General features: G+C 69.7%; 23 protein-coding genes and 1 pseudogene. 9 read left to right on the plus strand and 15 right to left on the minus strand.

The features are described 5' to 3' along the window. Positions 1-29: 29 nt before the first annotated feature. On the minus strand, positions 30-404 hold the full coding sequence (locus ABZ382_RS31515) for a MerR family transcriptional regulator (RefSeq protein WP_357096620.1): 375 nt from the start codon (positions 402-404) through the stop codon (positions 30-32). Positions 405-464: 60 nt separating this feature from the next. Here ABZ382_RS31515 and ABZ382_RS31520 point away from each other — a divergent pair, with 60 nt between their 5' ends. Continuing rightward, positions 465-1562, plus strand: a complete 1098-nt coding sequence (locus ABZ382_RS31520) for an alkene reductase (RefSeq protein WP_357096623.1) — start codon at positions 465-467, stop codon at positions 1560-1562. 8 nt (positions 1563-1570) lie between these two features. On the opposite strand, the gene dapF is transcribed toward ABZ382_RS31520, so the two are convergent. From dapF to ABZ382_RS31540, 4 genes are read right to left on the minus strand one after another with little or no spacing between them, the layout of a single operon-like run. After that, positions 1571-2491: a diaminopimelate epimerase gene (gene dapF / locus ABZ382_RS31525; protein WP_357096626.1), complete on the minus strand. Its 921-nt coding sequence runs from the start codon at positions 2489-2491 to the stop codon at positions 1571-1573. Positions 2492-2496: 5 nt separating this feature from the next. Beyond that, positions 2497-3318, minus strand: a complete 822-nt coding sequence (locus ABZ382_RS31530; protein WP_357096629.1) for a TrmH family RNA methyltransferase — start codon at positions 3316-3318, stop codon at positions 2497-2499. 22 nt (positions 3319-3340) lie between these two features. Beyond that, on the minus strand, positions 3341-4249 hold the full coding sequence (miaA, locus tag ABZ382_RS31535; RefSeq protein WP_357096632.1) for a tRNA (adenosine(37)-N6)-dimethylallyltransferase MiaA: 909 nt from the start codon (positions 4247-4249) through the stop codon (positions 3341-3343). Next, complete coding sequence (locus ABZ382_RS31540; protein ID WP_357096634.1) at positions 4246-5040, minus strand: hypothetical protein; 795 nt, start codon at positions 5038-5040, stop codon at positions 4246-4248. Before ABZ382_RS31540 ends, miaA begins: the two co-directional genes overlap by 4 nt. A 174-nt stretch (positions 5041-5214) precedes the next feature. Between ABZ382_RS31540 and ABZ382_RS31545 the strand changes: the two genes are divergently transcribed. Beyond that, on the plus strand, positions 5215-6651 hold the full coding sequence (locus ABZ382_RS31545; protein ID WP_357096637.1) for a DUF349 domain-containing protein: 1437 nt from the start codon (positions 5215-5217) through the stop codon (positions 6649-6651). A 350-nt stretch (positions 6652-7001) separates the two neighbouring features. Here ABZ382_RS31545 and ABZ382_RS31550 read toward each other — a convergent pair whose 3' ends face one another. Both ABZ382_RS31550 and miaB read right to left on the minus strand, forming a co-directional pair. Next, positions 7002-7583 (minus strand): hypothetical protein, encoded by a 582-nt coding sequence (locus ABZ382_RS31550; RefSeq protein ID WP_357096753.1) that lies wholly within the window; start codon positions 7581-7583, stop codon positions 7002-7004. 333 nt (positions 7584-7916) lie between these two features. Beyond that, positions 7917-9443, minus strand: a complete 1527-nt coding sequence (gene miaB / locus ABZ382_RS31555; protein WP_357096640.1) for a tRNA (N6-isopentenyl adenosine(37)-C2)-methylthiotransferase MiaB — start codon at positions 9441-9443, stop codon at positions 7917-7919. A 255-nt stretch (positions 9444-9698) separates the two neighbouring features. On the opposite strand from miaB, the gene ABZ382_RS31560 reads away from it, so the two are divergent. The 5 genes from ABZ382_RS31560 to ABZ382_RS31580 all read left to right on the plus strand — a co-directional run bounded on the left by ABZ382_RS31560 (position 9699) and on the right by ABZ382_RS31580 (position 13297). After that, positions 9699-10427 carry an amino acid ABC transporter ATP-binding protein gene (locus ABZ382_RS31560; protein WP_357096756.1) on the plus strand — a complete coding sequence of 243 codons (729 nt, stop codon included), beginning with the start codon at positions 9699-9701 and terminating at the stop codon, positions 10425-10427. Between the two features lie 24 nt (positions 10428-10451). Then, positions 10452-11291 (plus strand): glutamate ABC transporter substrate-binding protein, encoded by an 840-nt coding sequence (locus tag ABZ382_RS31565; protein WP_357096643.1) that lies wholly within the window; start codon positions 10452-10454, stop codon positions 11289-11291. An 82-nt stretch (positions 11292-11373) separates the two neighbouring features. Beyond that, entirely contained in the window at positions 11374-12054 is a 681-nt protein-coding gene (locus ABZ382_RS31570) for an amino acid ABC transporter permease (RefSeq protein ID WP_357096646.1), read from the plus strand. Then, a complete protein-coding gene (locus tag ABZ382_RS31575; protein WP_357096649.1) occupies positions 12051-12962 on the plus strand; it encodes an amino acid ABC transporter permease in 912 nt (303 codons plus the stop codon). Before ABZ382_RS31570 ends, ABZ382_RS31575 begins: the two co-directional genes overlap by 4 nt. Positions 12963-13021: 59 nt before the next feature. After that, positions 13022-13297 carry a hypothetical protein gene (locus ABZ382_RS31580; RefSeq protein WP_357096652.1) on the plus strand — a complete coding sequence of 92 codons (276 nt, stop codon included), beginning with the start codon at positions 13022-13024 and terminating at the stop codon, positions 13295-13297. 614 nt (positions 13298-13911) lie between these two features. Here the strand turns inward: ABZ382_RS31580 and recX are convergent. From recX to ABZ382_RS31595, 3 genes and pseudogenes are all read right to left on the minus strand, one after another. Next, positions 13912-15450, minus strand: a pseudogene (gene recX / locus ABZ382_RS31585) (recombination regulator RecX); the annotation flags it as partial. A 1-nt stretch (position 15451) separates the two neighbouring features. Then, complete coding sequence (gene recA / locus ABZ382_RS31590) at positions 15452-16489, minus strand: recombinase RecA (RefSeq protein ID WP_357096655.1); 1038 nt, start codon at positions 16487-16489, stop codon at positions 15452-15454. A gap of 171 nt (positions 16490-16660) precedes the next feature. Next, positions 16661-17683 carry an AsnC family transcriptional regulator gene (locus ABZ382_RS31595; protein ID WP_357096657.1) on the minus strand — a complete coding sequence of 341 codons (1023 nt, stop codon included), beginning with the start codon at positions 17681-17683 and terminating at the stop codon, positions 16661-16663. A gap of 95 nt (positions 17684-17778) precedes the next feature. Here ABZ382_RS31595 and ABZ382_RS31600 point away from each other — a divergent pair, with 95 nt between their 5' ends. Continuing rightward, entirely contained in the window at positions 17779-19176 is a 1398-nt protein-coding gene (locus tag ABZ382_RS31600; protein ID WP_357096660.1) for an MFS transporter, read from the plus strand. A 3-nt stretch (positions 19177-19179) separates the two neighbouring features. Here ABZ382_RS31600 and ABZ382_RS31605 read toward each other — a convergent pair whose 3' ends face one another. From ABZ382_RS31605 to ABZ382_RS31615, 3 genes are all read right to left on the minus strand, one after another. After that, positions 19180-19632 carry a nuclear transport factor 2 family protein gene (locus tag ABZ382_RS31605; protein WP_357096663.1) on the minus strand — a complete coding sequence of 151 codons (453 nt, stop codon included), beginning with the start codon at positions 19630-19632 and terminating at the stop codon, positions 19180-19182. A 35-nt stretch (positions 19633-19667) separates the two neighbouring features. Next, entirely contained in the window at positions 19668-20576 is a 909-nt protein-coding gene (locus ABZ382_RS31610; RefSeq protein WP_357096666.1) for a pyridoxamine 5'-phosphate oxidase family protein, read from the minus strand. Positions 20577-20665: 89 nt separating this feature from the next. Then, positions 20666-21118 carry a VOC family protein gene (locus ABZ382_RS31615; protein ID WP_357096668.1) on the minus strand — a complete coding sequence of 151 codons (453 nt, stop codon included), beginning with the start codon at positions 21116-21118 and terminating at the stop codon, positions 20666-20668. A gap of 155 nt (positions 21119-21273) precedes the next feature. Here ABZ382_RS31615 and ABZ382_RS31620 point away from each other — a divergent pair, with 155 nt between their 5' ends. Then, positions 21274-21825, plus strand: coding sequence for a CGNR zinc finger domain-containing protein (locus ABZ382_RS31620; RefSeq protein ID WP_357096671.1), 552 nt, complete (start codon positions 21274-21276; stop codon positions 21823-21825). Positions 21826-21832: 7 nt separating this feature from the next. On the opposite strand, the gene ABZ382_RS31625 is transcribed toward ABZ382_RS31620, so the two are convergent. Both ABZ382_RS31625 and ABZ382_RS31630 read right to left on the minus strand, forming a co-directional pair. Beyond that, positions 21833-22024, minus strand: a complete 192-nt coding sequence (locus ABZ382_RS31625; RefSeq protein ID WP_357096674.1) for a DUF3046 domain-containing protein — start codon at positions 22022-22024, stop codon at positions 21833-21835. 129 nt (positions 22025-22153) lie between these two features. After that, positions 22154-23302, minus strand: coding sequence for a nucleotide disphospho-sugar-binding domain-containing protein (locus ABZ382_RS31630; RefSeq protein WP_357096676.1), 1149 nt, complete (start codon positions 23300-23302; stop codon positions 22154-22156). Between the last annotated feature and the right edge of the window lie 77 nt (positions 23303-23379).

Consider the following 23379-nt stretch of genomic DNA (forward strand, 5'->3'; position numbering starts at 1 on the left):
CGACCACCATGCGGCACCCGCGGCACCGCTCACGACCTGGTCACGAACCGCTCCCCCGCGCGCACGATCACATCGTCGAGCACCTCGCGGGACCGCAGCAGGTCGGCGATCGACCGGTCGATGCGGTCGCGTTCGGCGCGCAACTCGTCCACCAGCTCGGGGGTGGCGCGCTCGTTCGCGCCGCCGTCGACGTCCCGCATGCACGGGAGGATCTCGAAGATCTTCTTGCTGTTGAGGCCGGCCGCGAACAGCTCCTGGATGTGGATCACGCGATCGACCGCGAGCTCCGGATAATCGCGTTGCCCACCGGGCGTGCGGACGGCGACCAGCAGCCCCTGCTCCTCGTAGTAGCGCAGCGACCGATCGCTCACGCCGGTACGTTTTGCCAGCTCACCGATTCGCATGCGGCACTCCGGAATCCGAGGCTTGCACCTCACATTGATGTCAGGTTTTACCTTACCGGCATGACGAACACAGACCTCTTCACCACCGGCCGCGTCGGCGAACTCGAACTCCCCAACCGCCTCGTGATGGCCCCGATGACCCGCAACCGCGCGGCCGCCGACGGCACCCCGACCGAGCTCATGGCCGCCTACTACACCCAGCGCGCGAGCGCCGGCCTGATCATCGCCGAAGCCGCCACCCCCAACCAGGTCGGACTGACCTACCCGAATATCCCGGCCATCTACACCGATTCGCACATCGCGGGCTGGCGGCGGGTCACCGACTCGGTGCGGGCCGCGGGCGGGCGCATGGTGCTGCAACTCCAGCACGGCGGACGCGTCGGGCACCCGGACAACAGCGGACTGACTCCGGTCGCACCGTCCGCCATCGCCCTGCCCGACACCGTGCACACCCCGACCGGGCACCAGGACGCCGTCACCCCGCGCGAACTCACCGTCGCCGAAATCCAGGACACCGTGGCCGATTTCGTCACCGCCGCCCGCAATGCGATCGCGGCCGGATTCGAGGGCGTCGAGATCCACAGCGCCAACGGCTATCTGCTGCACCAGTTCCTGTCCGACAACACCAACCAGCGCACCGACGCCTACGGGGGTTCGATCGCCAATCGGATCCGGTTCACCGTCGAGGTGGTGGACGCGGTGATCGCGGCCATCGGAGCCGAGCGGGTCGGGGTGCGGATCGCCCCCGGGGTGAACGTCAACGGCATCGCCGAGACCGACACCGACGAGCTGTACCCGGCGCTGGTGTCCGCGCTCGCGCAGCGGCGGCCCACCTACCTGCACGTGGTCTTCGCCGACCCGGAAAGCGGCCTGTTCCACCGCATCCGGAGCCTGTGGCCGACCACCCTGATCGCGAACCCGAACCTCGGCTGGGGCGTCCCGCTACCCGCCGACGGCGGAGCCGCCGCGGCCGCGGCACTCCTCGGCGCCGGCGCGGACCTGGTCTCGCTGGGTCGATCGTTCCTGGCCAATCCGGACCTGGTGGAACGCCTGCGGATCGGCGCGCCGCTCAACACCGTCCGCGACGCGCACCTGATGTACGTCGGCGGCGCGACCGGCTACACCGACTACCCGGTGCTCGACACGGTCGCCGCGTGAGCGAAGGCTCAGGCGTCCTGCCACCACTTGGCCGCGATGCGGCCCGTCGCCACCAGCTCCGACGGGCCGCGCAGCCACGCCGAACCGTTCTCGATACCGACGGTCACCATGCCGCCGGGGATGCGGACCTTCACATGCCCGACGTCCGAAGCGAGATCGAAACCGTCGCGAGCCAGGGCGGCGGCCGCAGCAGCCACGGTTCCCGTGCCACAGGATCGGGTCTCGCCCACGCCGCGCTCGTACACGCGCATGTTCACCCCCCGCTCGCCGTCGGAGCCGACAGTCAACGGGGTCAGGATCTCGACGTTCACACCGTGCGGGAACAGCGTGTGGTCGAAGCCCGGGGCATGGTCGAGGTCGAGGTCGGCCAGCAGCGCCGGGGTCAGGTCCGAATCCACGCAGGCCAGATGCGGATTGCCGACATCGATGCCGATCCCCGTGAATTCCCGCCCGCTCAGCGTCGCCGTCGAGGGACCGAGGTTCTTCACAATCCCCATGGCAACGGTCACTTCACCGTGCACCGGGTCGGCGTGGTGCACGACCACCGGCCGCGCGCCCGCGCGGGAGCCGACCACGAACTCGGAACGCTGCTCCAGCCCGGTCGCGACGAGGTAGTGCGCGAACACCCGCACCCCGTTGCCGCACATCTCGGCGATGGACCCGTCCGCGTTGCGGTAATCCATGAACCAGTCGTCCACGTCGACGCCCTCGGGCAGTGCGGCCAGCACGCCGGTCTCGATCAGCGCGCCCGCGCGGGCCACCCGCAGCACCCCGTCCGCGCCGAGCCCCCGCTGCCGGTCGCACAGCGCGGCGATCCGGGATTCGGTGAGCTGCAGCCAGGCGTCCGGGTCCGGCAGCACCACGAAATCGTTCTGGGTGCCGTGGCCCTTGCTGAATTCGATATCAGCGGCGCTGCTCTCGCTCGTCATGGTCATTACGGTAGCGCCCGGCGCTGACGCGAGATTTCGTAGAGGGCCACCGCGGCCGCGGACGGCATGCCGAGCGTGCCGTCGGTGGGGATGCAGACCAGTTCGTCGCACACCTGCCGCCAGCCCGGGGCCAGCGCCTCGGTCTCGTCGCCGAGCACCAGCACCGTGCCGCCGTCGAACTTCGCGTCGTCGAGGGCCAGGCCGCCGCGATCGTCACTGCCGACGATCCGTGTCGCGAGGCCACGCGCCCGCTGCCGGTCCCGGAACGCCGCCACCTGCGCCGGACCCGAGGCGCGCAACACGGGCACCTCGAACAGGGCGCCGTCGGAGGCGCGCACGCTCTGCGGGTCGTATTGGTCGGCGCCGGAACCGGTCACGATCACCCCGCCCGCCCCGAACGCCGCCGCCGATCGGATCAACGCGCCCAACCGGATCGCCGACGCCGGCCGGTCCACGACCACCACGGTCGCCGGATCCTCCGCGGTGCCCGGCGCGAAGTCCTCGAGCTCGGGCCGTTTCGTCACCGCGACCGCCACCAGTTCCGGCACCGGCTCCCCCGGTTCGGCCAGTTCGGCCATCACCTCCGGCACCAGGCCGATACCGGGCACGCCGCTGGAATCCAGCACCCGCCGCACCCACGGCGACGGTTCCGGATCGCCCAGCCGGTAGACCAGAGTCTCCAGCGGCCAACGGCATTCGAGGGCGCGGCTGATGGGCCGCATGCCCTGCACCAGGAATCGGGAATCCCGGGTGCGTGCGGCGCGGGTGGTCAGGTAGGCCTGCCACACCCCGACCGCGGCGGTGCGTGTGTTCGCGCGACGCGTCACTGTGGTTGTTCCTGTTCGTCCCTCAACGGTGAGGCTCGAGGAGGGCCAGCGCGGTCTCCGCCACAGCGGGATCCGCGCCGTCCACCCATCGCACCCGCTGATCTCGGCGGAACCACGACCGCTGTCGCCGGACATAGCGCCGGGTGCCGATGAAGGTGCGCTCCTGAGCTTCGTTCAGGTCGTATTCGTTGTCCAGGAAATCGAGGACTTGGGCGTAACCGATGGCGCGGCGGGCGGTTTGGCCGTGCCGCAGACCGTGCGCGAGCAAGCCCTCGACCTCGTCGAGCAGACCGGATTCGAACATCTTCGCGGTGCGCAGTTCGATGCGGGCATCCAGTTCGGCGGTCTCGCGATCGACACCGATAATGGCCGCGCCCCAACGGGGTTCACCGATCTGGGGCGCCGAGGCGGCGAACGGCTGCCCGGTCAGCTCCACCACCTCGAGCGCCCGCACCATGCGGCGGCCGTCGGTGGGCAGGATCGTCTGCGCGGCTACGGGATCGGCTTGTTTCAGCGCCTCGTGCACGGCGACCGTGCCGCGGTCGGCGAGCACCGTCTCCCACTTGGCGCGGATCTCCGGATCGGTGGCCGGGAAGTCCCAATCGTCCAGCAGCGCTTGCACGTACATCATGGAGCCGCCCACGATGACCGGGGTGCGGCCGCGCGCCATGATCGCCTCCACGTCGGCGCGGGCCGCCGCCTGATACGAGGCGACGGTGGCGGTTTCGGTGATGTCGAGGACGTCGAGCTGGTGGTGCGTGATGCCGCGGCGTTCGGCGACCGGGAGTTTCGCGGTGCCGATGTCCATGCCCCGGTAGAGCTGCATGGCGTCGATATTGACGATCTCGCCGTCCAGGCGTTCCGCCAGATCCAGGGCCAGGTCGGACTTTCCGGTGGCGGTGGGGCCGACGACCGCGACGGGGCGGGTCACGCGGTGACCCCGTTGCCGGCGTCGCGGGCCGGGCGCCACCCGCTGACGTGGTAGGCGACGCCGAACGGGGCTGCGGCGTAGCGGGTTTCGACCCGCGGATCGGCGGGGTCGGCGGCGAACAGGCCGGCCAGCGCCTGGTAGGCGGGCCAGCCCGCCACCTCGATCTCGGCGCACAGGGCGGTGTCGAGATCGGCGAGGGCCTGGCGGTCGCCCGCGCTCAGGGCGCGGTCGATGTCGGCCTGCACGCCCTCCGCGCGCTCGTCGAGGTATCGGGGAGCCTTCAAGGACAGGGTGGCCGCGCCGTCGGCAACCACCAGGACACCGACCGGTTCGGATTCTGCGTCGAGTTCCACCCGCAGCGCCCGCCCGAAGGCCAGACTCTCCTCCGCGGTGGCATCGGCCGAGATCAGACGGCATTCCGCGACGGTCTCGGGTGCAACCTGCTGACGTAGCCAGCCCGCGATCAGCGCGGGCAGCGGTAACAGGACATCCGCGACACGCTCGGCAACCGGGCCTGACAAACCGACCCGCACATCCACGCCGTAGCCCCGGAATGTGCCGACCGCGTCAGCTCCGATCACCCGGCCCGAACCGCCCGCGCCCGAGACCTCCCCCGGCTCCGCCACGCCGATGACGACCCATCGCGACACGCGGGCGGCCAACTCCTCGCCCGCGGCCAATACCGCAGCTCGCAGCTCCGCGACAGCCCCCTCGACGGCCGACCCGGCCGCACCCTCCAGTTCGGGAACCAGCACGGGCGGCGAGGGGACCAGTGACGCAACACAGAACACGCCGTCAACCGTAGCGCTACCGCACCTCACCAGCCCCACCCCCGCCGATCGCCGCGCCGCCGAAGCGGGCTCAAAGACAGCATTTCGCATCTCAGCCTGGTTGAATGGGATGAGCTAGACCGATGAGCTAGGGCGTAACCAGGCAGCCGTGACGCGCGGCAGGGACGAGGAGCTATGACCGACAACAACGGAAACGAGAAGGCTACCCACCCGGAGTCGACCCCGACGCCCCAGCCCGGCGCCGCCGTGCCTGCCCCGAGCGAGAGCGCCAAGCCATCACCGGCGGCCGCCGCCGCACCCCGTCCGGGGGGCCCGCGCCGCAAACCCGAAACTCCCAAACCGCACGCCATGCCCGGCCCGGCCGCCGCGCATCCGCACCCGGTCGTGGTGCCCAGCGTCAGCGACCCCAGCCAGTGGGGACGGGTCGACGACGACGGCACCGCCTGGGTCAAGACCGCCGACGGCGAGCGGGTGATCGGCTCCTGGCAGGCCGGCGACGCCGCCGAGGGTCTGGCCCACTTCGGCCGCCGCTACGACGATCTGGCCACCGAGGTCGCGCTGCTGGAGGCCCGCCTGGCCGCCGGCACCGACGCCCGCAAGACCAAGACCGCCGCCACCGCGCTTGCCGAAACGTTGCCGACGGCGTCTGTGATCGGTGATCTGGACGGTCTGTCCGCCCGGCTGCAGGCCATCATCGAACACTCCGACGAGGCGGCCGCGCACGCCAAGGAGGAGAAGGACCGCACCCGGCACGAGCAAACCGAGCGCAAAGAGGCCTTGGCAGCCGAGGCCGAGCAGATCGCCAACGACTCCACCCAGTGGAAGGTCGCCGGCGACCGGCTGCGCGAGATCCTCGACGAGTGGAAGACCATTCGCGGCGTGGACCGCAAGGTCGACGACGCGCTGTGGCGCCGCTTCTCCAAGGCCCGCGAGGCGTTCAACCGCCGCCGCGGGGCGCACTTCGCCGATCTGGATCGCGAACGCGCCGCCGCCAAGGGCCGCAAGGAAGAGCTCTGCGTCCGCGCCGAGGAGCTGTCCGGCTCGACCGACTGGTCCGGCACCGCCGCCATCTTCCGTGAGCTGCTGACGGAGTGGAAGGCCGCCGGTCGCGCCCCCCGCGAGGCCGACGAGCAGCTGTGGCGTCGCTTCAAGGCCGCCCAGGACGTGTTCTTCGCCGCCCGCAACTCGGCGGCCAGCGAACGCGACCACGAGTTCGAGCAGAACGCCTCCCTCAAGGAGGAGCTGCTCGAGGCCTACCAGCACATCAACCCGGAGACCGGGCTCGATGCCGCTCGCAACGCCCTGCGCGAACTCCAGGAGAAGTGGGACGCCATCGGCAAGGTGCCCCGCGAGCGCATGCACGACCTGGAATCGCGGCTGCGCGCCATCGAGAAGAAGGTCCGCGAGGCCGCCGACGCCCAGTGGCGCCGCACCGACCCCGAGGCCATGGCCCGCGCCGCCCAGTTCCGTGAGCGCGTCGCCCAGTTCGAGGAGCAGGCCGCCAAGGCCCAGGCCGCGGGCAAGACCCGCGACGCGGAGAAGGCCCTGGAGCAGGCCAAGCAGTGGCGCGAATGGGCCGAGGCCGCCGAGGGCGCGGTCAGCCAGCGCTGAACGGCGATCGCCTGGATCCCCTTGCGGCCCAGGCGATCACCAACACGTCGGTCAGAATGGCCGGGTGGCGACGATCGGGTCGCCACCCGGCCTTCTCGTTGCTCGGACTGGCCGGTCGCCCCATCGCCGCCGGAGCTCGATCGGGCGACGCCACCCACGCCGAATCGATGTCCAGTGGGCTGGACGGCCACCCGGCGACGCAGCAGAGGCGTCCGCCCCGAGGATTCGGCTACCGGAACCCGGCTGCCGCGCCACCGGGCCGTGGCCGCCGTAATACCCACGTCGCACGAAAAAGGCCCGGTGACAACCGATTCGGTTGCCACCGGGCCTTCCGGAACTCCTGCTGCGGCTCAGTCCTCGCCGAAGAGGCGGCGGCGCTGCTGGTCCTCGGCCTCGGCGGCGGCCAGGCGACGCTGCTCCTCGGCGGCCAGCTGGACCGAGGTGCGGGCCCAGACCACGCGAACCCAGTGGAAGGTCAGCACGATGATGGCGAGCGTCGCCACGATGAGGCCGACGCCCGGGCCCGCGCCGTGGTAGTTGCCGAGGCCGGGGGTCTGGCGGTGCCAGATGGACAGCACGCCGAAGACGCTGCCGACGGCGGAACCGGCGACGGCGATCCAGGCCAGCATCCAGCGGCGGGTGATGAGCGCGAGCACCGAGAAGCCGATGCCGAAGACCACCACGAACCAGACGAACACCCGCGACGGCAGGCCGATGTGATCGGCCTGGGCGACGGTGTCGTAGAGCAGCACGTCGAAGCCACGGGTCTTGCCCGCGTGCGGCAGCACCAGCGAGGCCAGCAGCACGAACACCGAACCGGCGACCACCATGGCCCGCATGCCCGGGTCGATCTCGCCGGCGATCTTGCGTTCGACAGCCTCGAGGTCCGCGCGGAACTGCTCGAAGTCCTGACTCCGGTCGGCCGCCTTCATGCTCTCCTCGTTCGCGTCGGGCGCCTGCTGCGACGCCGTATCCGATTGTGCTGCTTCGTCTTCCGGTTGCTCCGGCCGGTCACGAGGCTCGTCGGAGCCGGTGGGCTGCTGCTCGGTCATACCGCTGCGATCCTCGCTCACGCCTGGGTCGTCGAGTCCCGCACCGCGCTCGGGCGCGGCACCGGAGTGGTCGGCGGCGTGTCGGGCGGAATCCCGCGATGGCGATCCACCGCACGTCCCCCGCGATCCTGCCCTATGACGCTGCGTAGTTGACAGCCGACCCACGGTTCGCGGCGCCCGGGCGGGCCCGGGCACCCGCGAGGACGGCGTCCGCTAGTCGCCGCAGGCGGAACCGCAGCCCGCGGCGGCGGTCTCGACCACCACGGGCGCGCCGATGCTGGGCAGGCCCAGGCCGACGCCGATCGGCGCGGTCTTGGGGGTGATGCCCTGCTCGTGGGCGTCGCCCGCGCGGGTGCGTCGGTGGCTCAGCACCTCGCCGTCGGCGATCAGGTAGTGCGGGGCCGCGCCGGTGACGTCGATGGTGATGATGTCGCCGGGCCGGATTTCGCTGCCCGGGGCCGGGTTCGCGGTCGGGCGGAAGTGGACCAGGCGGCCGTCGCGGGCGCGGCCGGACATGCGGGCGGTCTTGTCGTTCTTCTTGCCCGCGCCCTCGGCGACCAGCAGTTCGACGGTCGAACCGACCAGGGCCTGATTGCCTTCCAGGGAGATCTGCTCCTGCAGCTCGATCAGCCGGTCGTAGCGTTCCTGCACGACCTCCTTGGGCAGCTGGTCGGGCATGGTCGCGGCCGGGGTGCCCGGGCGGATCGAGTACTGGAAGGTGAACGCGCTGGTGAACCGCGCCTGCCGCACCACGTCCAGGGTGGCCTGGAAGTCCTCCTCGGTCTCGCCGGGGAAGCCGACGATGATGTCGGTGGTGATGGCGGCGTGCGGCATGGCGGCGCGTACCTTCTCGATGATGCCGAGGAACTTGGCGCTGCGGTAGGAGCGGCGCATGGCCTTGAGCACGCGGTCCGAACCGGACTGCAGCGGCATGTGCAGCTGCGGGCAGACATTCGGGGTCTCGGCCATGGCCTCGATCACGTCGTCGGTGAACTCGGCCGGGTGCGGGGAGGTGAAGCGGATCCGCTCGAGGCCCTCGATGGTCCCGGCGGCGCGCAGCAGCTTCGCGAAAGCGCCACGGTCGCGCGGCTCCTCGGGATCGGCGAACGAGACGCCGTAGGAGTTCACGTTCTGACCCAGCAGCGTCACCTCGAGCACGCCCTGCTCGACGAGCGCCTGCACTTCGGCGAGCACGTCGCCGGGCCGCCGGTCGACCTCCTTGCCGCGCAGCGCCGGCACGATGCAGAACGTGCAGGTGTTGTTGCAGCCCACCGAGATCGACACCCAGCCCGCGTACGCGGACTCACGCTTGGCGGGCAGCGTGGACGGGAACGCCTCGAGCGATTCGATGATCTCGACCTGCGCCTGCTCGTTGTGGCGGGCCCGCTCCAGCAGCACCGGCAGCGAGCCGATGTTGTGGGTGCCGAACACCACATCCACCCAGGGCGCCTTCTTGACCACGGTGTCGCGGTCCTTCTGCGCCAGGCAGCCGCCGACCGCGATCTGCATGCCCTCGCGTTCGGCCTTGATCGGCGCGAGGTGGCCGAGGGTGCCGTACAGCTTGTTGTCGGCGTTCTCGCGCACCGCGCAGGTATTGAAGACGACCAGGTCAGCGGTATCGCCGGCCACGGCCTTGACGTAGCCGGCGTCCTCGAGCAGACCCGAGAGCCGCTCGGAGTCGTGCACGTTCATCTGGCAGCCGTAAGTGCGGACCTCGTAGGTCCGGGCCGGGGAATTCACTCAACCAGGGTAATAGCTGCCCCGCGCGGGCCCTAAACGCCATCGGCCGACGGCCGCCGATGGTCGCGGAGTTGTCGCTGAATCAACGCCCGACCGGCCGGGCTGGTCTCGGCGGCGTCAATCGCTGGTTACGCGCGGGTGTCGAGTCCCGGCACAGTCCGGGCCGGACCGGCAAAGACGAGCATTTCGGGCGCAAGGTGGTTAGGGTCACTGGTCATGACCGACGTGGCCGATTCCATCAGCACTCCCGCGCCGATGATCTCGATGCGGAATGTGGACAAGCACTTCGGCTCGCTGCACGTCTTGCGTGACATCAATCTCGAAGTGCCCAAGGGGCAGGTCGTGATCGTGGTGGGACCCTCGGGCTCCGGCAAGTCGACGTTGTGCCGAACCATCAACCGGCTCGAGACCATCGATTCCGGTGAGATCGCCGTCGACGGGGTGAAACTGCCCGAGGAAGGCAAGGCCCTCGCCAAGCTGCGCGCCGACGTGGGCATGGTGTTCCAGCAGTTCAACCTGTTCGCGCACAAGACAATTCTCGACAATGTGATGCTGGCGCCGGTGAAGGTGCGCCGCACCGACAAGGCCAAGGCGCGAGCCCGGGCACTGGAGCTGCTCGACCGGGTCGGCATCGCCAATCAGGCCGACAAATATCCGGCGCAGCTCTCGGGCGGACAGCAGCAGCGCGTGGCCATCGCCCGCGCGCTGGCCATGAGCCCGAAGGTGATGCTGTTCGACGAGCCCACCTCCGCACTCGACCCCGAAATGGTGTCCGAGGTGCTCGAGGTCATGGTCGGGCTGGCCCGCGACGGCATGACCATGCTGGTCGTCACCCACGAGATGGGCTTCGCGCGGCGCGCCGGCAATCGGGTGCTGTTCATGGCCGACGGGCAGATCGTCGAGGACACCGAACCCGAATCCTTCTTCACCGCACCGAAATCGGATCGCGCCAGGGACTTCCTCGGCAAGATCCTCTCCCACTGACTCCACAAGAGAACAGGACGTTCGATGAGGATCAACCCCGCGCTCAGGATCGCCGCCGGAGTGGCTGCCCTGGCTCTCGCTGTCACCGCGTGCGGCGGCAGCAGCAACAAGACCGCCAGCCAGCACGCCGCCGACGGCAAACTCACCGTCGGCATCAAGTACGACCAGCCGGGCCTGGGCCTGCACAACAAGGACGGCAGCTTCAGCGGCTTCGACGTCGACGTCGCCACCTACGTGGCCGACAAGCTGGGCGTGAAGGCGGAGAACATCACCTTCAAGGAGTCGCCGTCGGCGCAGCGCGAGACGCTGATCGAGAACGGGCAGGTCGATTTCATCGTCGCCACCTACTCGATCACCGACAAGCGCAAGGAGAAGGTCGATTTCGCGGGCCCGTACTTCCAGACCGGTCAGTCGCTGCTGGTGCGGTCGGACAACACCGACATCACCGGGCCGGATTCGCTGAACGGCAACAAGAAGCTGTGCTCGGTGAAGGGTTCCACCCCGGCGCAGAACATCAAGGACAAGTACGTCGCCGCCCATGAGGTGCAGCTGATCACGTACGACACCTACTCGCTGTGCGTGGAGGCGCTCAAATCCGGCGCGGTCGACGCGGTCACCACCGACGACATCATCCTGCGCGGTTACGCGGCGCAGTCGCCGGGCGCGCTCAAGGTGGTCGGCAACACCTTCACCGTCGAGAAGTACGGCATCGGCGTGAAGAAGGGCGACACCGAATCCCGCGGCAAGATCAATGACGCCATCGACGCCATGATCGCCTCCGGGGCGTGGAAGGCTGCGCTGGAGAAGGAGTTCGGCTCCACCGGATACCAGGTTCCGGAGCCGCCCAAGGTCGACCGGTACTGATTCGCGGACTCGTGCCGGGTGATTTCCTGCTGCTGAAATCACCTGGCACGCTTCGTTTTCCGATCGGAGGAATGGGGCAGTCGTGTTCGACTTGATCTCCAACTATCACACCAAGCTGCTCGACGCGTTCTGGGTGACCATCAAACTGACGCTGTACTCGGGGTTCTGGGCGCTGATTCTCGGCACCCTCGTCGCGGGCATGCGGGTGTCGCCGATTCCGATCGCGCGCTGGATCGGCACCCTGTACGTCAACATCATCCGGAACACGCCACTCACGCTGATCATCGTGTTCTGCTCCATCGGCCTGTACTCCACGCTCGGGCTGCGGCTCGCGGCGGAGGGGCCGAACAGCATCTCCGAGAACAACTTCCGGTTCGCGATCGTCGGATTGAGCGTCTACACGGCGGCTTTCGTCTGCGAGTCGCTGCGAGCGGGCATCAACACGGTGCCGTTCGGGCAGTCGGAGGCGGGCCGTTCGCTGGGGTTCACCTTCGGGCAGAACCTGCGCATGGTGGTGCTGCCGCAGGCCTTCCGGGCGGTCATCGCGCCGCTGGGCAGCGTGCTCATCGCCCTGACCAAGAACTCGACCATCGCCTCGGCCATCGGCGTCGGCGAGGCGGCGCTGCTCATGGCGGAGATGAACGAGAACGAGGCGGCCGTGCTCAATATCGGCGCCATCTTCGCGCTCGGGTTCGTGATCCTGACCCTGCCGACCGGCCTGTTCTTCGGCTGGCTGGCCAAACGATACGAGGTGGCGCGATGACCGCGGCGTCCGTGCTCTACGACGCGCCCGGCCCCCGCGCCCGGGTGCGCTACCGGATCTATTCGGTCATCGCGATCGCCGTTGTCGCCGCGGTGCTGTGGTTCGTCTACCGCGGGCTCGCCGACAAGGGTCAGCTCACCGAAGCCAAATGGAAGCCGTTCACCGAGAGCCAGGTGTGGAGCACCTACCTGCTGCCGGGTCTGCGCGGCACGCTCGAGGCGGCGGCGCTGTCCATCGTGCTGGCGCTGGTGCTGGGCATGCTGTTCGGCATTCTGCGCATGTCGGATCATCGGGCGATCCGCTGGTTCGCGGCCGTGGTGGTGGAGGTCTCGCGGGCGATTCCCGTGCTGGTCCTGATGATCTTCCTCTACTACCTGTTCGCCAAGCAGAACGCGTTCCCCTCCGATCAGCTGGCGCTGGCGGCGGTGGTGACGGCACTGACCGTCTACAACGGGTCGGTCATCGCCGAGATCGTGCGCTCGGGCATCCGCGCGCTGCCCAAGGGGCAGACCGAGGCGGCCGTGGCGCTGGGCATGCGCAAGACCCAGGTGATGGTGTCGATCCTGCTGCCGCAGGCGATCACCGCCATGATGCCGGCGCTGATCTCGCAGATGGTGGTGGCGCTCAAGGACTCCGCGCTCGGCTACCAGATCACCTACCTCGAGATCGTGCGCTCGGGCACCCAACTCGGCGCCGCGCAGCAGAACCCGATCCCGTCGCTGATCGTGATCGCCATCATCATGATCATCATCAACTACACGCTGACCGTGCTGGCCACCCGCGTCGAGAAGTGGCTGCGCACCCGCAAACGCGGCTCCCGCGCCGTGGTCGCGGCGGGCACCATCACCGCCCCGCCCGGCATGGACGCCATGGTGTCCGACGTTTCCCTGCAGAAACCGCCGAACTGACCGGTGCGGCTTGCCCGACCGCCGGACAAGCCGCTCCCCCAGCTCGCATACTGAATTTCATGACCGAAGACGACAGCGCTCGAAGAGAATTCGTCTTCGGGCTCTTCCTGGCCACGGTGCTCGCCCCGCTCCTCGCGGGGCTCACCACCTTCGCCGCCATCCTGGGCATGCACATGATCCGCGAGGCCCTCCACCGCCTCCGCGACGCACGCCGGGAGAAACCTCTGAAGCCCGAGTCCCCGCACCTGACCGCCCAGCGCCCCCTCCGTCATTCCGGCCACCGGCACGCGCGCCGCGCACTGTCCACCCGCCGCCCGGGCGGGGTCCTGCACTGACCTGCCGGGCAGTGGACATCGGCCGAACTCCTGCGCTACCACCTACGCGCGCCGGCGGACCGAGCACTCAGCTGCTTTGATCAGTCACCCGAGAGATCGGCCTCGGCCAGTTCGGCTTTCACCACCGCGTAGGCCGTCGACGCACTGAAGCCGCGGCGGGCCAGGAGGCCGACGAGGCGTTGGGTGGCCTTGGCGTGGTCCAGGTTTCGGGGCAGGGTACGGATCTTCGCGCGGACCAATTCGGCGGCACGGGCTTGTTCGTCGTCCTCGGCCGGGTCGGTCGGGGGTGGGGACGAGAGCTTCGAACGGCGCGGTGCGGGCGCTTTTCCCGATGTCCGGTCGGGTCGATCGGGGGCGAAGTTGGCGGCGTTCAGTTCCGCGGTCACGACCTTGTAGGCGGTGGCGGAGGCGTAGCCGCGGCGGGCCAGGAGGCCTACCAGGCGGCGGGTGGCTGTGTCGCGGTCGAGGGTCGGGGACAGGGTGCGGAGTTTGGTGCGGATCAGTTCGGTCGCGGATTCGGTGTCGTCGGAGGGGGGTTCGCGGCGGGCGTGGGTGGGGTTCGAGTCGCCGGTCGGCGTGGGCGCGGCGGCGCGGCGGGTGGTGGGTTGGGGCGGGAGTTCGGTGGTCACCACGTCGAAGGCGGTGCCCGGGTTGTAGCCCTTGCGGGCCAGCATGGCGACCAGGCGCCGGACGGCCTTGTCGCGGTCGAGTTCCGGGGAGAGGTTCGCGGCTTTACGGTGGACCAGGTCCGACGCACGAGTCCGCTCATCGGCGGGGGTGATCGCCTCCAGGGCCGGCTCGGCGTGTTCGGGTGCGATCCCCTTGCGCCGCAATTCCTCCGCGAGCACCTTCTTGCCCTTGCCCCCATAGGTGTGCCGCGAATGCACCCACTGCTGCGCGAAAGCCGCGTCGTCGATCAGCCCGACCTCGGTCAGCCGATCGAGCACCCGCTTCACCACATCAGCGTTGAACCCTTTGTCTGCCAACCGATCAGCCAACTCGAACCGGCTCCGCGCCCGATCGGTCAGCAGACGCAGGCAGATGTCCTTAGCCTGCGACTCGGTGCCGCCACCCGCCGTAGCAGCCGCACCGGCCGATTCCTCACCGGCCCCATTCCGCCCACGCCGACGGCCGCCCCGTCCAGGTCGACCGCCGTCATCCTCGGAGTCGGCACCAACGCCCCCGGGACGTTCCCGGTACTCCCCGCGCCGACGGCCACCGCGACGCCCGCGTCCACCGGCCTGATCCTGCCTGCCGCCGTCATCCGACCCCGGACCCGAGTTCTCATCGATATCGCCGTACGACTCCCGCGAAACCGAGTTCTCATCGGCATCGCCATGCGACTTCCCCGCATCCGAGTTCCTGTGAGTGCGACGTGCCCTGGGGCTGCGCCCCTCATCGGCAACCTCGTGCTCTGCACCGTCCTGATCCGCCACGGCCTTCGCGCGGCCACCTCGACCACGCCGATCCGACTCCGCCGCAGCCTGCGCCGCATTCGCGGCCGCGATGGCAGTGGCCTCGGCCAACGCGGCCCGTGCCGCGGCCAGCTTGTCGCCGGGGGCAGTGGGCGCTTCCTCTCGCCACTGCCCCGGCGAACGGCCTCGCCCGGTGGGCGAACGGCGTTGCGGGCGGGATGAATTCGGGGGCGGGACGGCGCGGGTCGGATCAGCGGCGGCGCCTGGTGGGCGACGGGCGGATTCATCGGCACGGCGTGGAGGTTCGGAGTCGCGGGGCGGCCGTGCGGATGTCGTGCCCGAGGAGACGGGATCGTCGCCGGGGGCTTCCGGATCATGGTCCGCGGCTTCGGAGTTCGAGCGCGTCGAGGCGGACGGGATCGGTGCGGCGTCGGTGGTTCGCCAGGTGGAGCGGTCGTCGCTCGGCGAATGGTGTTCGGGGACCGCGTGGTAGGAGTCGGTGCGGCCGCCGGAGGGGCCGTAGTTCCAGCCGCCGGCGGAGGCGTAGGGGTCGGCGGAGTCGCGGCCGAAGAGGTCGTGGCTCGGCTCGGCGGAGCGGGGGGTGGTGGAGCGGGAGGGGCGGCGGGCGGACTTGGCGTCGCGGGATTCCAGTTGGCGGCGGAGGCGTTCCACCGCGTCCAGCTGGGGGGTGGGCCCCGGCGGGATGCGCCGGGGCCCTTCGGAATCCCGCGAGGTCATGTCAGAAGTCGGCGGCGGTTTCCTCGGCGGCGGTGACGTCCGCGCCGATGCCGAGCTTCTCCTTGATCTTCTTCTCGATCTCGTCGCGGACGTCGGTGTTCTCGAGCAGGAACTTGCGGGCGTTCTCCTTGCCCTGGCCGAGCTGGTCGCCCTCGTAGGTGTACCAGGAGCCGGACTTGCGGATGAAGCCCTGATCGACACCCATGTCGATGATCGAGCCCTCCTTGGAGATGCCGAAGCCGTAGAGGATGTCGAACTCGGCCTGCTTGAACGGCGGCGAGACCTTGTTCTTGACAACCTTCACGCGGGTGCGGTTACCGACCGCGTCGGAACCGTCCTTCAGCGTCTCGATGCGGCGCACGTCCAGACGGACCGAGGCGTAGAACTTCAGCGCCTTACCACCGGTGGTGGTCTCGGGGGAGCCGAACATGACGCCGATCTTCTCGCGCAGCTGGTTGATGAAGATGGCGGTGGTGCCGGAGTTGTTCAGCGCCGAGGTCATCTTGCGCAGCGCCTGGCTCATCAGGCGGGCCTGCAGACCGACGTGGCTGTCACCCATCTCGCCCTCGATCTCGGCGCGCGGCACCAGGGCGGCGACGGAGTCGATGACGATGATGTCGATGGCGCCGGAACGCACCAGCATGTCGGCGATTTCGAGCGCCTGCTCACCGGTGTCGGGCTGCGAGACCAGCAGCGCGTCGGTGTCGACACCGAGCTTGCGGGCGTAGTCCGGGTCCAGCGCGTGCTCGGCGTCGATGAACGCCGCGACGCCGCCGTTGGCCTGCGCGTTGGCGACCGCGTGCAGCGCGACGGTGGTCTTACCCGAGGATTCCGGGCCGTAGATCTCCACGATGCGGCCGCGCGGCAGGCCGCCGATGCCGAGAGCGACGTCCAGCGCGATGGATCCGGTGGGAATCACCGCGATCGGCTGGCGCGCCTCTTCTCCCAGGCGCATGACCGCGCCCTTGCCGAAACCCTTCTCGATCTGCGCCAACGCCAGTTCGAGGGCCTTGTCACGATCGAAAGCCGGAGGTGCCATCGTCTGTCCCCTTCTCAACGGGTGAGTCTCATTCTGTGGTTGGCGCCCACGTTAGAGGGAGGCACCGACAACTTCCGACGACGAGCTTAGACGAACAGGTGTTCGATGCAAGCGACGCGCTGAACGACACGCGAAACGCCTGGTAGCTATCGTTCGGCAAGCTGACCGGGCTCAGGGCACGACCCCCACCTTCCGGTCATCCAACAGCGTCGACGACTGTTTGAATATCCGCAACGCCGACAGCACCTGCACATCGTTGATCCCCGGCAGCACCCCCAGCGACTCGGTGACATACCGGTACAGATGCGCGGTGTCGTGGCACACCACCGCGGCCACCAGATTCGTGGTCCCCGTGGTCGCCGCGACGAAAGTCACCTCCGGATGCGTGGCGACGGCCCGGCCCACCGCCTCCAGATCCCCGGGCCGCACCCGCATCCACAGCATGGACCGCGACACGTAACCCATTCGCTCCAAAGCGAAGTCGAGATCGAAGTACAGCACCCCGGAGGCGATGAGCTCGCTCATGCGCCGCGCCACCCGGCTCGAACTCCACCCGGTGGCGGTGGCGATCTGCGCGTAGGCGGCCCGCCCGTCGCGCCCCAGGATGGCCAGCATCGCCTCGTCCTCCCGCGACAGCTGGACCGATTTCTCCGGCCCCCGCGGCTCCCACATGGGCGGCCGCGGCCCCAGTTCACCGAGCTGCTCGGCCGTGAGCAGCGTGCTGTAGCGCGGCCACTCCTCGCCGAACGGGAATTGCCGCATCACCTCGTGCACGGTCAGCTCGAGCACCTGAGTGGCGCGCGGGATCATCCGTAACAGCAGCTCGTCCTGTCGTTCCACCGACCGCGGCCGACACACGCAGGTGACCTCGAATCCATTGGCCTGCAAGGACACCCAGCTCACATCCGGCTGCCGGGCGAGCGCCTCGGCCAGCCCGACCGCCCGATTCGGCGCGGTCCGCATGCGCAGGATCCACCGGGTGCGCCCGAGCGGCACCGTATTCACCTGCCCGGCGACGTGGAGCATGCCGCGCCGCCGCAGCGACCGGTAGCGGCGGGCGACGGTCTGCTCGGATACGCCCAGGATCGCGCCGAGCCGCGCGAACGGGATGCGCGCGTCGGTGACCAGGCCGTGGATGATCTGCTTGTCGAGCGTATCCAGAACGGCGGATTCGGCCGCGTGCTCAGCATCCATCGGAGGAATCTTTCGTCAGAGCCGGTGTGGCTAGGGGATGCCGGGCTTCATCGCCAGTCTAGGTGACGAAATCGCTCGTTCTCCCGGAGGTTCCCATGCGGAAATGGCTCCCCCTCGTCGCGGCCTGCCTGGGCACGCTGATGCTGCTCATAGACGTCACGATCGTGAATGTCGCCCTGCCTGACATCGCCGTCGACCTCGGCACCGGATTGTCCGGATTGCAGTGGGTCGTCGACGGTTACGCTCTCGCCCTGGCCGCCCTGCTGCTGGTCCTGGGCTCACTCGCCGACCGGGTCGGCGCCAAACCCACCTATCTGGTGGGCCTGGTCCTGTTCGCGGCGGCCTCGCTGGCCTGCGGTGTCGCGCAGTCCGCGGAAGTGCTGGTGGCCGCGCGCGCCGCGCAGGGCATCGGCGGTGCGGCCATGCTGGCGACGACGCTGTCGCTGTTGCACGCCACCTACACCGGCAAGGAGCGCGGTGTCGCGTTCGGCGCGTGGGGTGCGGTGGCGGGCGCGTCCGCGGGCATCGGCGTGGTGCTCGGCGGCGTGCTGACCGATCTGCTGTCGTGGCGGTGGATCTTCTTCGTGAACCTGCCCATCGCGGCGATCACGATTCCCTTGACCGCCATCGCTTTCGGCCCGTCGCCGCGCCGCGCCGATCGCGGCGTGGACCTGCCCGGCATGGCGGCGTTCGCGCTGGCGGCGACCGCGGTGACCTACGGCATCATTCGCGGCGGCGAACACGGCTGGACCGATGCCCGCGCGGTGACCGCCCTGATCGCCGGCGCGGCAGCGCTGCTGGCGTTCCTGGCCGTCGAATCCCGCAGCGCCGCACCGATGCTGCCGCTGACCCTGCTGCGTCACACCGGCTTGGTCGCGACCCTGATCGCCGCTCTCGGCATGAGTTTCGCCGCCTTCGCGGCCAGCCCGCTGATCTCGCTGTGGCTCCAGCAGCAACTGCACCTGACCCCGTTGCGGGCCGGGCTGTCGCTGCTGCCCATGTCGGTGAGCGCCTTCCTGACGTCGGGCGTGTTCGGCCGGCAATTGCACGACCTGTCGCCGAGGTGGTCGATCGGCGGCGGCCTGCTCACGATCGGCGTGGGCAGCGGGCTGCTCACCCTGATCGACGCCGGATCGTCCTGGACCGCCGCGGTTCCCGGGCTGCTGGTGATCGGCGCGGGTGTCGGCGTGATGGCTCCGCCGCTGGTGGCCGTGGGCATGGCCGCGGTCCCGCCGCAGCAGAGCGGGACGGCGGCCGGGGCGGTGAACACCGCGCGGCAGCTGGGCCTGGCGCTCGGGGTCGCGGTGCTGGGCACCGTGTTCCGCGGCACCGCCGGTGACGGCCGTCCGACGCTGCCGCACTTCGTGACGGGTCTGGATTCGGCGGTCGCGGTGGCGAGCGCCGTCGGAATCGTGTGTGGCGTCGCGGTGTTCGCGCTCTTCCGCACCCACGAACGCGATGCCGAACCGGCCCCCGCTCCCGCGCTGGTCTGACCGCTAGCGCACGGGGAGGAGGGCGTCGTCGTCCTCCTCGGTGCGCGGGCCGAAGATGCGACGCTCGGACTCGGCGATCGGCACATCGTTGATGCTGGCCTCGCGACGCGACATGCGGCCGTCGGGCGCGAACTCCCACAGCTCGTTGCCGTAGCTGCGATGCCACCGGCCCTGGTCGTCGTGCCATTCGTACTGGAAGCGGACGGCGATGCGGTTCTCGGTGAAGGTCCACAGGTCCTTGCGCAGGGCGTAGCCGTTCTCGGTGGACCATTTGCGCTTCAGGAAGTCGACGATCTCGGCGTGGCCGGTGAGGAACTCGTCGCGGTTGCGCCAGACCGAATCCTCGGTGTACGCCTGCGCGACCTTCTCGGGATCGCGGGTGTTCCAGGCGTTTTCGGCGGCGCGAACCTTCTGCTTCGCGGATTCCAGGTCGAAGGGCGGCAGTGGAGGACGCATGGCGGTGAGCCTTTCGGGTTGACGGGGATCGCGGGTCAGGGGTTGACCGGCGACAGCTCGGGGTCGGTCCAGCGCAGGGGTGTGGCGCCCGAGATCTCGACGACCTCGGTGACGGTGAAATCGATGGCGCATTGCGCGCCGGGCGTGAAAACCGCCTCGTCCCAAGTGATCTCGGCGGTTCCGGTGAGTTGCAGGGTGGCCCTGGTCCGCCAGTCGGGCACGAGCAGCCCACAGCGCGGATCGGCGGCGATATTGCCGAGGGTCATGAACATGGAGTTGCCGCGGTAGTCGGGCCAGCGCAGGCGGGTCGGGGAAAGCACCTGCAGGAAGCCGGGATTGCCGCCGCGATGGGAGGCGTCGGCGTGCCCGTCGGCGTCGGCGGAGGCGACGAAGAAGGTGTCGGCGCGCGAGACGAGTTCCCGCTGCGCGGCATCCAGCTCCGTGCCGCGGCGCACCTCCGGTGTCGTGCCCGCGATCCATTCCTCGACCCCTCGTCGGGAAATGTACTTCGGGCAGTTCGAATACACCTGTTCGGTGTCGATGCGCAGTCCGGTCGCGGTGGGCGCGATCACCCCGTTGACCCGCATGCGGCGGCGGGTCTGCGGCTGCAACGCGATCATCCCGACATGCCGTGTGCCGCGCAGCGATTCGGCCAGCGGGTCACCCGCCACCGGTGTCGCCTCGACTTCGATGACGCGCTCGCCGGCGGCGTGGACGAACCCGGGTGACCCCGCCAGCTGGCCCGCCCACATGCGGCCCGCGTCATCGGCCGCGGCCAGCACGATCATCGGCTGTTCGGCCAGGAATCGCGCGGCGGCGGCCGGAATGTCGGGCCGGATCATCCGGCCGACCCGCTGCGCGATGTCGGCCTGGCCCAGCCGCCGCTGCACCGCCAGTTCCCCGGGGTGATAGGCGACCCCGCCGGGCACTCGTATGTCGTTCATGTCCGTCTCCCTTCGGGGGCTCGGTTCGGTGGCGAGGCGCCGCGGCGGCACCCCATGCGAATCCCGCGGTGGCAGTCCGATATTCCGGCTCAGAAGAATCCGCAGGTCGGGGCGCTACCCGAGGGAGCGGGAGCATGCTCGGCGCCCGACGGCGCGTACACCTCGAGGCGGATGCCGTCCGGGTCGATGAAGAAGATGCCGCCGGAGGCCGCGCCCTCGCCGTGGGCGACGACGCCGTCGTGGGCGAACGCGACGTCCAGGTCCTTCAGCGCGGTCTCCACCGCACGGACCTGGTCGATGGTGTCGACCTGGAACGAGAGGTGGTGCAGGCCGGGAGTTTTCGCCGAGAACTCGCCGTCGCTCTGCTGCCACAGCGTGACCTGCAACTGCCCGTCCCGCCCGAGGAAGGCGAAGCGCTGCGCGCCCTCCCCGCCCGCGCCGAGCTGCTCGAAGCCGAGCGCGCGCCGATAGAAGGACACCGAGCGGTCGAGGTCGGTGACATTGAGGCCGATGTGCCCGGGGGCGAGGACGGGTGCGGTCATGATGAATCCCTTCGGAATGATCTAACCTATGTTGTTTGTTTGACAGGTTAGAAGCTAATCGCCGGGGTCACCCACCGTCAACCCCTATAGTTGATTTGTCTGGTTAGAAGGGAGTGGATGATCCGATGACGACAAGGAGCCGGTTACCCTCAGACGTGCCCGAACCACGCCCCCACCTCGGTGAACCGCCCGCGTTGGACCTGCTCAACACGCGCTGGATAGCGCAGACGGGCCCGCAGGATCTGCTCACCGATGTGGCCGGCGCCCGGCAGTGGCTGGCCGACAACGATCTCGACATGCCCGCCGACGAAGACACGCTCAATGCCCTGATAGCCGCCCGCGACGCGATCCTGCGCGTGGCCAAGGCCGACTCCGCGGATGATCCGCACATCGCCGACGACCTCAATGCGGTGCTCGCGCACGGCCGCATCCGCCGCTCCCTGACCGCAGCGGGCCCGGCCGACGTCCCCGAGGTCGCCGACCCGGCCTGGCTACCCGCCTGGCTCGCCGCCGACAACCTGCTCCACCTGTTGGCGAGCTCCCCCGAACGCATCAAGCAGTGTGCGCACCCGCACTGTGTCCTGTGGTTCCTGGATACCTCGAAGAACGGCACCCGCCGCTGGCATTCCATGGCGGCGTGCGGCAATCGCGCCAAGGCGACGCGGCACTATGCGAAGAAGACCCAGTCGGAGCAGTCCGCCGGGTAACCCGAATTCACCAGCGCGACTTCGGTACATCGAATTCCGCGCACAGCGCCCGCCACACGTCGCGGGGATCGATCCCCGCCTCGATGGCCTGCGCGCCGGTCCGTCCCATGGACGGCAGCACGTGATCGGTCAGCAGCGCGTCGGCGCGCGCCGTGCCGAACTCGGTATGCATCAACTCCTGAAACTCCGTCAGCCGCACGGCCGCGAGCCTACGCCACCGCGCGGATCCGGCCGGTGGCCTACCGGTCCGACCGGATCGGCCGACTCGTGCGCGACCGGTCGGTCCGGAGCTCGCACGGCTGGTCCGGCACCCGTCCCGCAGGCGGCGTCAGAGCACCACGGCGTGACAGATCTCGACCGGGTCGACGGTGTCCGCGATGCCGGCGGCGGCCGACTCGGCGGCGGTCTTGTAGGCGGGATCGTCGAGGATGCGTTTCACCGCGTCCCGCAGGGCCTCGGGGGTGAGCGGCCGCACGAACCGGGAACTGCCTTGGCGGGCCGCGCGATTGGCGAGCTCCCACTGATCGCCGCCGCCGGGAACGGTGACGATCGGGACGCCTGACAGCAGGGTCTTGGCGAGCAGTCCGTGTCCGCCGCCGCCGATCACCACCGAGGCGTGCCGCAGCAGTTCGTCCTGACGGCCCAAACCGGCTGTGGCCCAGGACGGGAGGCTGGTGGGCGGGGTGTCGAGGGTGGAGATGGCGACCCGGACGCCCGCGCCCTCGAACGCCTCCAAGGCGGCCTCCGCCAGACCGACCTGGCCGGTCTGAGCGGTGGAGGGGGCGACCATGACCAGCGGTTCGTCGCCGGGCGGCAGGTCGAGAATGTGCGAGGTGGGCTCCCACAGCAGGGGCCCGACCAGGTGGGCGTTCTCCGGCCAGTCCGGCCGCGGCACCTCCAGGGCGGGCAGCGTGGCGATCAGCCGGGCATCGGGCCCCGGATCCTCCGCGGGCAGGCCGATACTGGCCCGCGCCTGCTCACGCTGCACTTCCCCGCGGCGCACGGCCCGCGAGCTCAGTCCGCGCAGCACCGAGTCCCGGGCCCGACCGCGCAGCCCCTCCCCCGCCGCGAGGCCACTCCCGATGGGCGGCAACCCCTTCGACTGCAGGTACAGCGGATGCGGCGACAATTCCACCCACGGCAGCCTCAAACGTTCCGCGGCCATCCCGCCGCCGGCGGTGAGCACATCCGACACCACGAGTTCGGGCAGCATGGCGCTCAGATCCGGCAGGATCTCGGTCGAGATATGCGCGGCCCGTTGATGAATCCGCGCCCCGGCGTCATTGTCGTCGTCCTCGGCCCGGGGCGCGAGGCCCTTGAGCCGCCGCACCCCGATCCCGGCGTCCCGCGCGGCGTCGAACCAGCGCGGGCTGGTGAACAGCACCGGCTCGTCCCCGGCCGCCAGCAATCGCTCGCACAACGCAATCGCCGGAAACGCATGCCCCGGATCAGGCCCGGCCACCACCGCTACTCGCACCAGGCCAGGGTGCCACACCCGCCCGACACATCCGGAACCTCACCCACCTTCCGGTTTCGTGCCGCCGGGCGGGCGGC

This window comes from Nocardia sp. NPDC005825 (genome assembly GCF_040630175.1).
Lineage (GTDB): Bacteria > Actinomycetota > Actinomycetes > Mycobacteriales > Mycobacteriaceae > Nocardia.